Source organism: Rhizobium sp. NPDC092011 (assembly GCF_044756305.1).
Lineage (GTDB): Bacteria > Pseudomonadota > Alphaproteobacteria > Rhizobiales > Rhizobiaceae > Rhizobium.
This window is the reverse complement of record NZ_JBIVSO010000004.1, coordinates 162,771-177,585: the sequence shown is the minus strand read 5'-3', so window position 1 is coordinate 177,585 and position 14,815 is coordinate 162,771. Positions and strand designations below refer to the sequence as shown.

The 14,815-nt window shown below is 61.5% G+C and carries 16 protein-coding genes; 11 read left to right on the top strand and 5 right to left on the bottom strand.

What is annotated here, in order from left to right:
* Positions 1-26: 26 nt before the first annotated feature.
* The 4 genes from ACIQJ2_RS19150 to hemC all read right to left on the bottom strand — a co-directional run bounded on the left by ACIQJ2_RS19150 (position 27) and on the right by hemC (position 4,659).
* Positions 27-1,634, bottom strand: coding sequence for a heme biosynthesis HemY N-terminal domain-containing protein (locus tag ACIQJ2_RS19150; protein WP_400677985.1), 1,608 nt, complete (start codon positions 1,632-1,634; stop codon positions 27-29).
* A gap of 15 nt (positions 1,635-1,649) precedes the next feature.
* A complete protein-coding gene (locus ACIQJ2_RS19145) occupies positions 1,650-2,915 on the bottom strand; it encodes a mitofilin family membrane protein (RefSeq protein ID WP_400677983.1) in 1,266 nt (421 codons plus the stop codon).
* Positions 2,916-2,994: 79 nt separating this feature from the next.
* Positions 2,995-3,723 carry a uroporphyrinogen-III synthase gene (locus tag ACIQJ2_RS19140; RefSeq protein WP_400677982.1) on the bottom strand — a complete coding sequence of 243 codons (729 nt, stop codon included), beginning with the start codon at positions 3,721-3,723 and terminating at the stop codon, positions 2,995-2,997.
* A 6-nt stretch (positions 3,724-3,729) separates the two neighbouring features.
* Complete coding sequence (hemC, locus tag ACIQJ2_RS19135) at positions 3,730-4,659, bottom strand: hydroxymethylbilane synthase (protein ID WP_199143725.1); 930 nt, start codon at positions 4,657-4,659, stop codon at positions 3,730-3,732.
* Positions 4,660-4,743: 84 nt separating this feature from the next.
* Between hemC and tsaD the strand changes: the two genes are divergently transcribed.
* The 5 genes from tsaD to ACIQJ2_RS19110 are packed head-to-tail and all read left to right on the top strand — an operon-like array spanning position 4,744 to position 8,250.
* Positions 4,744-5,841, top strand: a complete 1,098-nt coding sequence (tsaD, locus tag ACIQJ2_RS19130; RefSeq protein WP_400677981.1) for a tRNA (adenosine(37)-N6)-threonylcarbamoyltransferase complex transferase subunit TsaD — start codon at positions 4,744-4,746, stop codon at positions 5,839-5,841.
* Positions 5,838-6,827, top strand: coding sequence for an NAD(P)H-dependent glycerol-3-phosphate dehydrogenase (locus ACIQJ2_RS19125; protein WP_400677980.1), 990 nt, complete (start codon positions 5,838-5,840; stop codon positions 6,825-6,827). The genes tsaD and ACIQJ2_RS19125 overlap by 4 nt, the downstream gene beginning before the upstream one ends.
* 26 nt (positions 6,828-6,853) lie before the next feature.
* Positions 6,854-7,147 (top strand): YciI-like protein, encoded by a 294-nt coding sequence (locus ACIQJ2_RS19120; protein WP_199143703.1) that lies wholly within the window; start codon positions 6,854-6,856, stop codon positions 7,145-7,147.
* A 3-nt stretch (positions 7,148-7,150) separates the two neighbouring features.
* A complete protein-coding gene (locus tag ACIQJ2_RS19115; protein WP_400677979.1) occupies positions 7,151-7,582 on the top strand; it encodes an EVE domain-containing protein in 432 nt (143 codons plus the stop codon).
* Positions 7,534-8,250, top strand: coding sequence for a class I SAM-dependent methyltransferase (locus ACIQJ2_RS19110; RefSeq protein WP_400677978.1), 717 nt, complete (start codon positions 7,534-7,536; stop codon positions 8,248-8,250). Before ACIQJ2_RS19115 ends, ACIQJ2_RS19110 begins: the two co-directional genes overlap by 49 nt.
* Positions 8,251-8,328: 78 nt before the next feature.
* On the opposite strand, the gene ACIQJ2_RS19105 is transcribed toward ACIQJ2_RS19110, so the two are convergent.
* Positions 8,329-8,730 (bottom strand): hypothetical protein, encoded by a 402-nt coding sequence (locus ACIQJ2_RS19105; protein WP_400677976.1) that lies wholly within the window; start codon positions 8,728-8,730, stop codon positions 8,329-8,331.
* A 302-nt stretch (positions 8,731-9,032) separates the two neighbouring features.
* Between ACIQJ2_RS19105 and sdhC the strand changes: the two genes are divergently transcribed.
* From sdhC to zapE, 6 genes are all read left to right on the top strand, one after another.
* A complete protein-coding gene (gene sdhC / locus ACIQJ2_RS19100) occupies positions 9,033-9,431 on the top strand; it encodes a succinate dehydrogenase, cytochrome b556 subunit (RefSeq protein ID WP_184709750.1) in 399 nt (132 codons plus the stop codon).
* A gap of 66 nt (positions 9,432-9,497) precedes the next feature.
* Positions 9,498-9,878, top strand: a complete 381-nt coding sequence (gene sdhD / locus ACIQJ2_RS19095) for a succinate dehydrogenase, hydrophobic membrane anchor protein (RefSeq protein ID WP_184709753.1) — start codon at positions 9,498-9,500, stop codon at positions 9,876-9,878.
* A 7-nt stretch (positions 9,879-9,885) separates the two neighbouring features.
* A complete protein-coding gene (gene sdhA / locus ACIQJ2_RS19090) occupies positions 9,886-11,742 on the top strand; it encodes a succinate dehydrogenase flavoprotein subunit (RefSeq protein WP_199143688.1) in 1,857 nt (618 codons plus the stop codon).
* A gap of 17 nt (positions 11,743-11,759) precedes the next feature.
* On the top strand, positions 11,760-12,539 hold the full coding sequence (locus tag ACIQJ2_RS19085) for a succinate dehydrogenase iron-sulfur subunit (RefSeq protein WP_015341415.1): 780 nt from the start codon (positions 11,760-11,762) through the stop codon (positions 12,537-12,539).
* Between the two features lie 288 nt (positions 12,540-12,827).
* Positions 12,828-13,355 (top strand): protease inhibitor Inh/omp19 family protein, encoded by a 528-nt coding sequence (locus ACIQJ2_RS19080; protein WP_199143684.1) that lies wholly within the window; start codon positions 12,828-12,830, stop codon positions 13,353-13,355.
* 164 nt (positions 13,356-13,519) lie between these two features.
* A complete protein-coding gene (gene zapE, locus ACIQJ2_RS19075; protein ID WP_400677975.1) occupies positions 13,520-14,683 on the top strand; it encodes a cell division protein ZapE in 1,164 nt (387 codons plus the stop codon).
* The last annotated feature ends 132 nt before the right edge of the window (positions 14,684-14,815 follow it).

Sequence of the window (14,815 nt, the reverse complement as noted above, 5' to 3'; positions counted from 1 at the left end):
CGCTGCGCGCTCTTGCTGGACGTGCTCTAGAACAACTTGAGCCGCGTCTTGGGTTCCGGTTCAAGTTTAGGTTTTTTCACGCCCGGATCATCCGGAGCGCCACCAAAGAAGGGCCGCGGTTCCGGCTCTTCCTTTGTTGGTCCCGGCGCCGCGGCGGTCGTGCTCGGCGAGGGCTTTGCCGCAGGCGGCTCCAATTCCATGACATAGGTATCGGATGGCGGCGATGCAACTTTCGGTGAAGCGGATGCCTCCGGCGCGGTTGCGGAGACGGTCCCGCGTACGGGCGGCAGCGATTTCAGCGCGGCATCGACGGACACGGTTGTTCCCTCTTCCACAGGTCCTTCGATCTGACCGAAAGGCGCCTTCCATTCGAAGGCGTCGAGGCGGCCGGTCACGGGCGAAAGCGGCAGCCATTTTTCGGAGACGAAACCATCAGCGACCCAGGCAGGGTCGCGCGGAGCACGCAGCGCCTGCGCCATCCAGTGCCGCACACGGCCCTGATCGCCGGTTTCGGCTTCCTCGATGTCGGCCAGTAGCAGGAAAGCGCCTTCGCGGGCATCGATCCTTGCGGCTGCTTCGGCCTTGTTCCGGGCCTTGCTGAAATCGCCGGCATCCAGCGCCGCCTTTGCCGTCAAAAGCAGGGCTTCGACATTGTTGGGGCGAATGGCCTCCAGCCGTTCGGCACGCTTCAGGCGGTCGGTGACGGAATCGCCGCTGCGTGCACGCACATAAGCCTTGCCGATCTCGGGGTGCGGATGTGTCTTCCAGACCTGCTCGAGCATGGATGCCGCCTTGCGCACCTTGTCTTCGCGAAACAGGGCCTTGGCGGCAATCAAGGCTGCAGGCACGAAATCGGCCACGAGCTTCAGTGCAGCCAGCGCGTCGTCGCGGGCGCCGTTCGGATCGCTTTCCAGCCGGTCGTTAGCGCGGGCCGTCAAAAGCACGGCGCGCTGACGGTTGGCCGTGGTCTTGTCGACGACATGCGCGACCTTCTGCTGGTCGAGAAGCTTGATGGCATCATCCCAACGGCCGGCCTGGCTGCGATATTCCAGCGTCGCCTGCGCTGCCCAGGGCAGATATGGCGCCTGATCTGCAGCCTTCTCGGCATATTGCCGCGCGGCTTCGTGCGCTCCAAGACGCTTGGCTTCGAGATAGAGCCCGCGCAGGCCGAGCTCGCGCGTTTCGGGATCGTTGGCCATCAGCTCGAATTTCTGACGCGCCTCGTCGTTCTTGCCCTCGATCAGGGCAGCCTGTGCTTCCAGCAGATTGATGAGCGGCTCCTGGTCGGCGCGGATGAGCCCGCGCGTGCGTGCCGCCATCTTGCGAGCGAGCAGGGCATTGCCGGCGCCGGCGGCAATCAATCCGGTCGATAGCGCCTGGTAACCGCGGTCGCGCTTGCGGGCGCGGAAGTAGCGGGTCACGGAATGCGGCGAGGTCCAGATCAGCCGGATGAACCACCACACGATCATCACGGCAGCAATCAAGGCGATCAGGATCGCTGCGGCCACGATCAATCTGGTCTGATAGAGCTGGCCTTCCCAGACCAGCGAGAGGTCGCCGGGCCGATCCGCGAGCCACGAGAAGCCATAGCCGAGAGCCAGGACGAGAATGGCGAAGATAAGCAGTCTGATCATTGCTGCGCTCCGTCCTTAGTTCTGTTTCCCGGTATTGGCGATTGCCTTCGACAGCGCATCGCTCACCAGATCCTCGACGCGGATGCGGGCTTCCAGCGATTGCTTGAAGGCGGCGGAGGCGGATTTGGCCGTCTCGGGCAGACTGTTCCACTCGTTGACGGCGGCCGGCAGGTCGCCATTCTTCACCTTGTCCTCGAAGCGCGCGGCGATCGCATCGACGCTGTCGCCCGGAACGTTACCGACAGGGCGCACCTGCACCAGGGATTTTGCACCCGACATCAATCGATCGGTCCAGCTCTGGTTCGGATCGCTGCTTTGCGTCGTGGCGACGATGGCGGTCGCGACGTCGGTAACCTGACGGATCAGGTCGGCGCGCGAGGGGACGCCTGTCTGGGCGAAGCTCTTGAGGTCGGCGACAGCCGGATCATCAGGTGCGACATTGGCGAAAGTTTCAAGTTCGGGGCGGAAGGGGCCGCCGCGATCGATCGCGGCCTTCAGCGCCGCGGCCGCAATGGCGCGGGCAACCGCACTTTCCTGGCTGGGGCCGCTCAGCTTCTTCTCGGCGTCATCGAGGCGCTTGCTGACCTCGGCGTCCGAGGTCGCCTGGCTCTGGGTCGCCTTGCCGAGATCTGCTTTCAGCTGATTGAGTTGGGCAGTCAGGGTGGCGATCTTCTGATCGGCATCGGCGCCTGCAGCACCCGTCGAGCCGCCTGATGACGCACCGTTGGCTACTGTGGTTTCGAGCGCTGCGACACGGGCCGTAAGTGCGCTGTCCGGTTTTGCAGCCGGCGCCGGGGCTGCGGCAAGATTGGCGACGCTCTGCTTCAGCCCATCGATTTCTGCGTTGAGTGCGGTGATCTCGGCGGAATTGTCTTTGCCCGAACCTCGGCCCGGCAGCAGGCCGGCATATTGGACCGCGCCTGCGCAAACGAGCGCAATCAAGCCGCCGACGATGCCGGCGGCGATCAGTCCGGAGGTCGCGCCTTCCCGTCTTGGTTGCTCGGGATGGGGAGATATTGGATCAGGTATCCGGTCCGCAGCGGCTCTCGGCTCCTCAGGGGGCGGACCGGACATGTGTTCCCGGTCGTCCTCGCGTAACGGTTCCTTGTCTGCTTCCAGTGGCATTTCCACTTCATTGGCGGAGGAGGAACCGGATTCGCTGTGGCCGCGCTCCGTTAAACTCTCGGATGCTGCGTCCTGCGCAGTTTTTTCGGCTTCCAGGTCGATCGTGACCGGCTCGTTTTTGGGCTTCGAATGGTTAGGCGGTTTTCCCGGTACCATGAGGTCCTCTTTTCATGCGCTGCAACGAAGTTAGACAGACACGGCGATTATGGAAAGACCTTAGATCAAAATTGCGGCCTTACTCAGCGACAAGCAGCGCCAGAAGTCTGTCTTCATCCGGCGTGCCGGCGATGGCGACATGTGGGTGAAGAGCCACGGGAATCGCTTCAGCGATGGCTTCACTCAGGCAGAGGAAGCGTATCCCGTCGAATAGGGTTTGATTTTCTTGCACGAAGGAAAGTCCGAAAAAGCGCTGCGCCGTTTGCTGGGAGTAGAGCAGCACCGCCTCTGCCGGCCGGTCAGCGAAAAGCCGGCGAAGCGTAGCGTCATCGGGAATGATATCCTGCATCCGGTAGCATTCGACCGTGCGAAAGGGCAGTTGCAGGCCGGCCAATCCCGCTTCGAAACCGGCGGCCCGAGGATAGCCTGCGAGATAGAGAAGAGGCGCGTCGCGATTGTTGGCTGCGCGGCTTGAGATCAAGGCGGCGAGTTCCGTCCCGCCGCCTTCCGATGCGATAATATCGGCGAAGCCAAGGCCGGCCGCCTCCTTGGCCGTTGCCTTGCCGACGGCAAAGATCGGGCGGGCGAGGTGTGGGGCGAGATCGCGCTCCAATGCAGCCAGAACCCGAATCGCTTCGGCGCTGGTAACGGCGATGGCGCCGTGGGTTTCAAAAAGCGCGCGCCTTGCTTCGTCGACATGATGAACCGGCTCGGCCAGCGGCAGCAACCATGCCTCATGGCCCATCTGCGTCAGTCGGCTGATGGTGCGTTCACCCGAATGCCTGGGGCGGGTGACGACGACGCGCATCGGATATCAGACCCAGTCTTCGAAGAAGGTGCTGCCCGCCTCGGCACGCACAGCCTGACCGGCATTGGTGCCGAGCGCCTCGGCATCGCGGCGGTGGCCTTCGATGGTGGTCGTGTGAACCTTCTGTCCGTCCGGGGAAAGGATCATGCCGAAGAAACGCAGGTGATCGCCCTCGCAGATCGCGTAGCCGGCGATCGGCGTGCGACAGGATCCGTCGAGTGCGGCCAGAAAGGCGCGCTCGCAGGAGACGGCGTCGAAGGTCGGCCCGTCATTGATGGCGGCGAGCAGGTCGTTCATCCTCTTGTCTTCGATGCGGCTTTCGATGGCGATCGCGCCTTGCGCCGGAGCCGGCGGAAATTCGTCGGGATCGAGGATGTCGGTGATGACCTCGACATTGCCGAGCCGCTTCAAGCCGGCAACGGCGAGCAGCGTCGCATCGGCCTGTCCTTCTTCCAGCTTGCGGAGGCGGGTCTGAACCGAACCGCGAAAAGTGATGACATTAATATCCGGACGCAGGCGGCGGATCAGTGCCTGACGGCGCAGCGAGGCAGAGCCGACGGTGGCGCCATGCGGCAGTTCCGTCAATTTCGGTGCTGTGCGGCCAATGACGGAATCACGGATGTCCTCGCGGGGCATGTAGGCGTTCAGCGCCAGGCCCTCGGGCAGTTTCGTCGCCATGTCCTTGGCCGAGTGGACGGCGAAGTCGAGTTCGCCAGACGTCAGCCTCTCTTCCAGCTCTTCCGTGAACAGGCCCTTGCCGCCGATCGCCGCCAGCGCGCGATCGGTGATGCGGTCGCCCTTGGTGGTCAGAACGACGATTTCGAACATCTCCTCCGGAAGGCCATGCGCCGCCATCAGACGGTCGCGCGCCTCGTACGCTTGGGCAAGCGCCAGCGGGCTGCCCCGCGTGCCGATCCGGAAAGGTTTTGTTTGCATCCGCTTTGATCCGTTGTTACCGACAGTTCCCGTAACCATATTTCCGCTTTACCGCAATCGACCTGTAGGCAACGAACTTTCTCCATGGCGTCCATTCTTCGTATTCTCGGCATCGAAACAAGCTGCGACGAAACCGCTGCAGCCATTGTCGAGCGCCGGGATGACGGTACACCTACGGTTTGTTCCGATGTCGTCCTCAGCCAGCTGGACGAGCATAGCGCCTATGGCGGCGTTGTGCCGGAAATTGCCGCGCGGGCACACGTCGAGGCGCTCGATACGCTGATCGACGAAGCATTGAAACGCGCCAATGTGTCGCTCTCAGACGTCGATGCCATTGCCGCCACCTCCGGCCCGGGCCTCATCGGCGGCTTGCTCGTGGGGTTGATGACCGGCAAGGCGATTTCGCGCGCTACAGGGAAACCATTATACGCCATCAACCATCTGGAAGGCCATGCTCTTACGGCGCGGCTGACCGATGGACTTGCCTTTCCCTATCTCATGCTGCTCGTTTCCGGCGGCCACACGCAGCTTATCCTCGTGCGCGGCGTCGGAGACTATGAACGCTGGGGCACGACCATCGACGATGCGCTGGGCGAAGCCTTCGACAAGACGGCCAAGCTGCTGGGACTGCCCTATCCTGGCGGGCCGGCCGTGGAGGCTGCTGCGAAAAATGGCAATCCGGACCGCTTCGATCTCCCGCGTCCGCTGGTGGGCGAAGCACGCCTCGATTTTTCCTTCTCCGGCCTGAAGACAGCCGTGCGTCAGGCGGCGACGGCGATTGCTCCCGTCACCGAGCAGGATATCGCCGACATCTGCGCTTCCTTCCAGAAAGCCATTTCGCGGACTTTGAAAGACCGGATCGGCCGCGGTCTGCAACGCTTCAAGACGGAGTTTCCGAAGACTGAGGAAAAGCCGTCGCTTGTCGTCGCCGGCGGCGTTGCCGCCAATCTGGAGCTGCGCCGTACGCTGCAGGAGCTTTGTGATGCCAACGGTTTCCGTTTCATCGCACCGCCATTGAGATTGTGTACTGACAATGCCGTCATGATCGCCTGGGCGGGGCTCGAGCGCATGGCAACGGGTGCAGCGCCGGACGATCTCGATGTGCAACCGCGTTCGCGCTGGCCGCTGGATCAGAAGGCGGAAACCCTCCTGGGCCACGGTAAACGAGGAGCGAAGGCATGAGCGGCAACGAACGGATCGCAGTCATTGGCGCCGGGGCCTTCGGCACGGCGCTTGCCGCCGTCATCGCGCTCACAGGCCGCAGCGACGTGACGCTCGTCGGACGCAATGCCGGACTGATGAGCGATCTCGCCGCAGATCGCATGCACGATGCGGTTCTTCCCGGCATCGAACTTCCGGATTTGCTCCGGTTCTCGGCCGAAGCGGACTCTATTTCCAGCGCCGGCATCGTTCTGTTCGCCATGCCCTCGCAGGCGCAGGCCGATGCTGCCAGGCATTATGGACCCTATCTTGCCAAGGATGCCATTGTCGTCACATGTGCCAAGGGCATCGACAAGGTTTCCGGCGATCTGCTGACAGATATGCTCGAGCGGGAATTGCCGCAGCATGCCATCGCCGTGCTTTCCGGTCCGGGCTTTGCCGCCGACATCGCCAAGGGCCTGCCGACGGCCATGGCGATCGCCGCTGCCGACATGACCGTCGCCGAAAGGCTCGCCCAGGCGATCTCCGGTCCGACCTTCCGCCTTTACGCATCGGATGACCGTATCGGCGTACAGCTCGGCGGCGCGCTGAAGAATGTCCTCGCCATTGCCTGCGGCATCGTCGAGGGCCGCGGCATTGGCGATTCGGCGCGTGCAGCGCTCATCAGCCGAGGTCTTGCCGAGATGTCGCGCTTCGTCGCGGCCAAGGGTGGCAAGGCGGAAACTGTACGCGGTCTGTCCGGTCTCGGCGATCTCGTGCTGACGGCGACCAGCCATCAATCCCGCAATCTCAGATTCGGTATCGCGCTTGGCGAGGGGGACACCGTCGATCCCGCGCACGGCACGCTGGTCGAAGGCGCCTATGCTGCTTCCATTGCTGCGCGACTCGCCGGCGAACTCGGCGTCGACATGCCGATCACCGACGCGGTTTCGGCCATCATCGACGGCAAGCTCGACATTTCCACAGCCATCGGGCAATTGATGACGCGGCCGATCACCACGGAATAGTTTTGGATATCTGAAGGAGCCCAAACATGCTGTTCGCCTTTGTCTGCAAGGACAAGCCCGGTTACCTGAACGTCCGCATGGAGACGCGCCCGGCGCATGTGGAATATCTGAACAAGCTCAATGCCGAGGGCACACTGAAGATGGCCGGTCCTTTCCTGGACGCCGAAGGAAAGCCGAACGGCAGCCTGGTGGTCGTGAAGGCCGAAAGCGTCGAAGCCGCGGTCGCGATCGCCGATGCCGATCCCTACACCAAGGCCGGCCTGTTCGAGAGCGTCGAAATCAAGCCGTTCAACTGGGTCTTCAACAATCCGGAGGCATGAGGAATGGCGCACTGGCTTTATAAATCCGAACCGGCCTCCTGGTCCTGGCAGCAGCAAAAGGATGCCGGCGACAAGGGGACCGAGTGGACCGGCGTTCGTAACTATCTCGCCCGCAACAATATGCGGGCCATGCAGATTGGCGACAAAGGCTTCTTTTATCACTCCAATGACGGGCTGGAGATTGTCGGCATTGTCGAAGTCTGCGCGCTGGCGCATCCGGATTCGACCGCAAAGGACGATCTTCGCTGGGAATGCGTCGATATCCGCGCTGTCCGCGACATGCCGAAGCCGGTATCCCTCAAGGACGTCAAGGCCAACCCGAAGCTCTCGCAGATGGCACTTGTCACTTCCATGCGGCTTTCGGTGCAGCCGGTGACGGATGAGGAGTGGCTCGAAGTCTGCCGCATGGGCGGTCTGGACAATCCGCCGGTCTGATCCGGTTCGAGGATTCTTTGAAAACCGATCCGGAAAGTTTCATCCGCGCCAATACCAGTCTGATGGCGCCGCCGCATGTGCCGGAAATCCGGCTGCATCTTGCGAGCGAAGCGCACGAACTCTGGCTGAAAACCGAGGAAGAGCTGGAGGAGATTGGCTTGCCGCCGCCCTTCTGGGCCTTTGCCTGGGCGGGCGGCCAGGGATTGGCGCGCTACATCCTCGATCATCCGGAAAGTGTTGCCGGCAGAAGCGTACTTGATTTCGCCAGCGGGTCCGGGCTTGTCGCGATAGCAGCCAAGCGAGCGGGTGCAAGCCATGTGCTTGCGGTCGATATCGATCCCTGGGCGGGAACGGCGATCCGGCTGAATGCCGTCGAAAACGGCGTCGCCCTGGATTTTTCCGGAGAAGACATCATTGGCCGCATGATCGAAGCGGATGTCATTCTTGCCGGCGACGTTTTCTACGATCGCGATTTTGCCGCGAGCCTCGTCCCCTGGTTCCGCGGACTGGCGGGCGAGGCCAGGACGGTTCTGGTCGGCGATCCCGGCCGGGCCTATCTTCCCAAAGACCGCCTGGAGGCGCAGGCGACCTATCAGGTGCCTGTCACACGGGCGCTGGAGGATAGCGAAGTCAAGAAAACGACGGTCTGGCGATTTCTCACCGACTGAGAGCGGTCATCCGTCCGGACCTTGGGCTCTTCCCGAGGGAAACACCGGCACATTTTTGCTGATCTGGTCTTGAGGCCCTCAGGGGCGAATCACGCAGACACCGGCTTCATGCGAACACGGGTCTGGAGCATAGCGGATGTTGATGACCTTGGCGCGCGGTCTCGGCTGCGGCGCTGCCGGGCGTGCATAGGGGTCATAGTCGCTATAACCGACGACATAAGTCCCGCCATTGGCCCGGTAGACATCCGCCGTGCCGGCATACGTGCCGGTGCTTGCCGCCTCATGCCTCTCCATGAGCACGATTCTGGCCGGTTGCTGCTGCTTGAAGCCCAGCGAAGGCGCTATCTGCGGCAAGCGCACCAGGCCTGAATGATCGTGATGGCGCCAATGGCGATAGTCGCCAGCCAGTGCCGAGGTGGTCGAAACTGCGGTCGCTGCCGCCAAAACGAGCACTGCTGCCTTGAAAAGATGCGGGCTCATGATTCGTCACCGTTTCAGTTCGTTAATGAAATCTTAACAGCAGATTGCCCCAAGAGCGGTGCGAAGTCCACGTCAGGGCTGATGAAATGGTAAACGGCCCGGAATGAGGAGCCCGTGTTTGCTTGCTCGCCAAAGTGCAGGGCGATCCCAATCGATTAAATTCGATGCAGGCATCAATTGTGCTTGTCGATAGGCATTTCCGCGATTAATGGTCGCAATGATGCAACGCACACTGCACGTCCTGTGCGCGCGTTGCCCCGGAGTTCCGGGTTCTAAGCGTATCGTAACGCCGCGAGGTTCTGATGGCGAACGTCACACAAAACCGGCCCTTGTCGCCGCATCTGCAAATCTACAAACCCATTCCCACCATGGTCATGTCGATCGTCCACCGTATTACCGGCGGCGCGCTCTACTTCGGCACGGTGTTGGTTGCCTGGTGGCTGATTGCCGCTGCGACCGGCCAGGGCTATTTCGACCTGGTCAACTGGATCATGGGCTCGATCATCGGCCGGATCATCCTGTTCGGCTATACTTGGGCGCTGCTGCATCACATGCTCGGCGGGATGCGCCATTTCGTCTGGGATCTCGGCTACGGTTTCGACCCTGCCGTTTCGACGAAGATGGCCAAGATCACGATCATCGCCTCGATCTGTCTGACCGTACTGGTCTGGGTCATCGGCATCGCCATCCGGCTGGGTTGAACTGGCATGATCGTTTCCGGAAGCGCAGGGATGCCTTTCGGGATTATGCTTTAGAGGATATTTCTCATGGATATGCGCACCCCTTTGGGCAAAGTCCGCGGTCTCGGTTCCGCCAAGGAAGGCACCGATCATTTCTGGCGCCAGCGCCTGACCGCCGTCGCCAACGTTCCGCTCTTCATTTTCTTCGTCATCTTCCTGATGATCTATGCCGGCGCGCCCTATGCGGAAGTCGTGCACGCGCTGTCGAACCCGCTCGTCGCCGTCATCTTCGGCCTGATGGTGATCTCCGGCATCATTCACATGAAGCTCGGCATGCAGGTCATCATCGAGGACTACGTCCACGGCGAATTCGGCAAGATCGTTCTTCTCATGCTCAACACGTTTTTCGCGGTCATTCTGGCGGGGCTCTGTCTTTTCGCCATTCTGAAGATCGCGTTCGTAGGATAAATGCATCATGGCACCGAACTCATCCGCTCAGAATGGGGCTGCTCAAAACGGCAAGGCCTACAAATATGTCGATCACTCCTATGACGTGATCGTCGTCGGCGCCGGCGGCGCCGGCCTGCGCGCCACGCTCGGCATGGCCGAGCAGGGTTTCCGCACCGCCTGCATCACCAAGGTCTTCCCGACTCGCTCGCACACCGTTGCCGCCCAGGGCGGCATCGCCGCTTCGCTGCGCAACATGACGCCGGACAGCTGGCAGTGGCACCTCTATGACACCGTCAAGGGCTCCGACTGGCTCGGCGATGTCGACGCCATGCAGTACATGGTCATGGAAGCGCCGAAGGCCGTCTACGAGCTCGAGCACTACGGCGTGCCCTTCTCGCGCAACGAGGAAGGCAAGATCTATCAGCGTCCGTTCGGCGGCCATATGCAGAACTACGGCGAGGGGCCGCCGGTGCAACGCACCTGTGCTGCCGCCGACCGTACCGGCCACGCCATCCTGCACACGCTCTATGGCCAGTCGCTGCGCAACAACGCAGAATTCTTCATCGAGTATTTCGCGCTCGACCTCATCATGTCCGACGATGGCAGCCGCTGCACCGGCGTTGTCGCCTGGTGCCTCGATGACGGCACGATCCATCGCTTCGCCGCCAAGATGGTGGTGCTGGCGACCGGCGGCTACGGCCGCGCCTATTTCTCGGCAACGTCTGCCCATACCTGCACCGGCGACGGCGGCGGCATGGTGGCTCGCGCCGGCCTGCCTTTGCAGGATATGGAATTCGTTCAGTTCCACCCGACCGGCATTTACGGCTCGGGCTGCCTGATCACCGAAGGCGCACGCGGCGAGGGCGGCTATCTCGTCAATTCCGAGGGCGAGCGCTTCATGGAGCGCTATGCTCCTTCGGCGAAGGACCTCGCATCGCGCGACGTGGTTTCGCGCTGCATGACGCTGGAGATCCGCGAGGGTCGCGGCGTCGGCAAGAACAAGGACCACATCTTCCTGCATCTCGACCATCTCGATCCGGCCGTGTTGCACGAGCGCCTGCCAGGCATTTCCGAGAGCGCCCGTATCTTCGCCGGTGTCGACGTGACCCGCGACCCGATCCCGGTCCTGCCGACCGTTCACTACAACATGGGCGGCATTCCCACGAACTATTGGGGCGAAGTGCTGAACGCAGACAGCAGCAATCCCGAGCGCGTGCTGCCGGGCCTGATGGCCGTCGGCGAAGCCGGATGCGCTTCGGTGCACGGCGCCAACCGCCTTGGCTCCAACTCGCTGATCGACCTTGTCGTCTTCGGCCGTGCCGCTGCCATCCGCGCCGGTCAGGTCATCGACCGTGACGGTCCGGTTCCGCCGGTCAATGTTGCCGCTTGCGACAAGATCATGGATCGCTTCGATCGCCTGCGTCATGCCAGCGGCTCGACGCCGACGGCAGCGCTCCGCGAGAAGATGCAGCGTGCCATGCAGGAAGACGCCGCCGTGTTCCGCACGCAGGAATCGCTGGAATCCGGCTGCCGCCGCCTTTCGGAGATCTGGAAGGAAATGGCCGACATCAAGGTTACCGACCGGTCGCTGATTTGGAACTCGGATCTCGTCGAGACGCTGGAGCTTCACAATCTGATGGCCAACGCCATCACGACGATCTACGGCGCCGAGGCTCGCAAGGAAAGCCGCGGTTCGCATGCCCGCGAGGACTACACCGAGGGCAAGTTTGCCGGTCGCGACGACGACAACTGGCGCAAGCATACGCTCGCCTGGGTCAACGACGCCGGCGACGTGAAGCTCGACTATCGTCCCGTTCACACCGACCTGATCGCCGAAGGCATCGATCCGCACAAGATCGAGCCGAAGGCACGCGTGTACTGATCTGAGAGGAACTGACCATGGTTGAACTCGCTCTCCCCAAGAACTCTCAGATGCGCGAAGGCAAGGTCTGGCCGAAGCCGGTCGGCGCCAAGAACACGCGCGAATTCCGCGTCTATCGCTGGAGCCCGGATGACGGCCAGAATCCGAGCATCGATACCTATTATATCGATATCGACGATTGCGGCCCGATGGTGCTCGACGGTCTGCTCTACATCAAGAACAACATCGACCCGACACTGACGCTGCGCCGCTCCTGTCGCGAAGGCATTTGCGGCTCCTGCGCGATGAACATCGACGGCACCAATACGCTCGCCTGCACCAAGGGTCTGGACGAGATCAAGGGCACGGTGAAGGTCTATCCGCTGCCGCATATGCCCGTCGTCAAGGACCTCGTGCCTGATCTGACGAACTTCTATGCGCAGCATCGCTCGATCGAGCCCTGGTTGAAGACGGTTTCCCCGCCGCCGGCCAAGGAATGGAAGCAGAGCCATGAAGACCGTCTGAAGCTCGACGGCCTCTATGAGTGCATCCTGTGCGCCTGCTGCTCGACTTCCTGTCCGAGCTATTGGTGGAACGGCGACCGCTATCTCGGTCCGGCCGTGCTGCTGCAGGCCTATCGCTGGCTGATCGACTCCAGAGACGAAGCCAAGGGCGAGCGCCTCGACAACCTCGAGGATCCTTTCCGCCTTTATCGCTGCCACACGATCATGAACTGCGCGCAGACCTGCCCGAAGGGTCTGAACCCAGCCAAGGCAATTGCCGAAATCAAGAAGATGATGGTCGAGCGGCGGGTTTAACCCGCCGTTTGGCATTTCTGCTCGCATCGGATCCTTCCGTGAGGCTCTGTTGCGGACCAGCGACATCGGCTGGAGCGATCACAACATGTTGAAACTCGCCTTTCGGTTTCGTTTGCATGCGGTTTGCCGGATCAAGCCTTGAAACTACCCGATTCTTGTCCAGCTATGGCCTCTCGGCAATTTATCGCGGTATCGACTTGATTAACCAAAGTGAAATACGATAATTCGCACGTCATTGAGCATCACTTTGCGAATGTCAGCGGTGGACAAATAACTAGGAGTGTGATGATGCAGTTCAAATATGCAGTGACGGCTGCGGCGATAGGCCTGTCGCTTGCCGGTTGCCAGCGCACGGCATACAACAACGACACCTATTCATCTCCGGCCCCACTGCAGGCTCAGCCTGTCAATCCCGTACAATCCAGCCAGCTTCCGCCTGCAGGTGGTGCAAACGGCTCGCAATTCCCGGCTGCTCCGACAGGTGCGCCGAATGCGGGCAACCCACAGCAGCAGCAGGCGATGGCCGCTTCCGCCATGGATGTCACGAAGGAATCGATGGTCGGCAGCTGGAAGGTCAGCAACGGCGGATCGAGCTGCGACATGTTCCTGACGCTCACGAACCTCGGCAGCGGCTCTCGCGGCGGTACGCGCGGCTGCTCGGGCGAGCTTACCTCGATGGGATCCTGGGAAGTCTCGGGCAAGCAGGTGCTCCTGAAGAACCGCGACGGCTCGACGGTCGGCACGCTCTACAAGACGGCCGATTCGCGCTTCGACGGCTCGACGGCGTCCGGCCAACCGCTCAGCCTCAGCCGATAAGTTCCCAGAACCGCCAAGCGCTTCATGGAATCGTTTGACGGATCTAGAATGTCGTTCCACGCAATTCCGGATGGAAAACCGCTGCGCACTTTTCCTGGGATTGCTTTAGTTGACGGGGTGGCACCCTCTGGGCGCGCCCCATTTGCACAGGCGGATACTTCCCCATGCAGCCCATGCCAGATTACTCGCTCAGCGTCTGCGAACAGCTGAAGGCGTTGACGGTGTCCGGGTCCCTTCAGGTGGATTCGGCGCAGATCGATGTGGCGAAAATGCTGGATCGCGTGCTTGCAGATCTCAAGCGGAAGCGGCCTGCTGCGAAGTCCAGCGCGCTCGGCTGGATGTTTGCCGCGCGCAAGAAGTCGGTCGACGCCATCAAGGGTCTCTATATTCACGGCAGCGTCGGACGCGGCAAGACCATGTTGATGGACATGTTCTTCTCGATGGCACCCTGCCAGAAGAAGCGCCGGGCGCACTTCTTCGAATTCATGACCGATGTGCACAACCGCATCGCGGCGCAGCGGCTGAAGTTCAAGAACGGCGAGACCAAGCAGGCGGATCCCATTCCGCCTGTCGCCGCCGATCTCTATGCCGAAGCCGAACTGCTGTGCTTCGACGAATTCACCGTCACCGACATTGCCGATGCGATGATCCTCTCGCGGCTGTTTTCAGAATTGTTCTCGCTCGGCTGCGTCCTTATCGCCACGTCGAATGTCGAGCCGGACAATCTCTATCGTGACGGGCTCAATCGCGGTCTCTTCCTGCCTTTCATCGATCTGCTAAAGAAGCATGTCGACGTCGTGACGCTGGATTCCCCGACCGATTATCGCATGGAGAAGCTGAACAGCCAGCCGGTCTACCTCACGCCGCTCGACCAGCGCGCCGAGATGGCCATGGACGCCTCATGGATGCAGGCGCTGCATGGGCGCAAGGCGCAGCCGACTGAGATTCCGATGAAGGGGCGCTCCATCCACGTGCCGCTTGCGGTGGATCGCATGGCGCGATTTTCGTTTGCCGATCTTTGCGATGCGCCACTCGGTCCTGCAGACTTCCTCGCCATCGCCGAACGTTTCGATACGATCTTCCTCGATCGCGTTCCGAAACTTGGACCGGACAAACGGAACCAAACGAAGCGTTTCATCATTCTCATTGATACGCTCTACGACCACAACATCCGTCTCTACGTCTCCGCAGAGGCGATGCCGGAGGACCTTCTGACGGAGCGGCGGGGGACCGAGGGCTTTGAATTCGATCGCACGACCTCGCGTCTTTTCGAGATGCGCAGTGCGGAATATCTCGCCCAGACTCCGGCGAGACGAGCCGCTGAATGACAATTCAGCGACATGACACCTTACGTTTACGTAAGAATTTTTCGATCTAACCGATTGAAATTGCTGCTCTCAAAATAATCAATTGCCAATTTCTGCCTTTGGGGCTATGCGATTGACGGCTATTGTGGATGC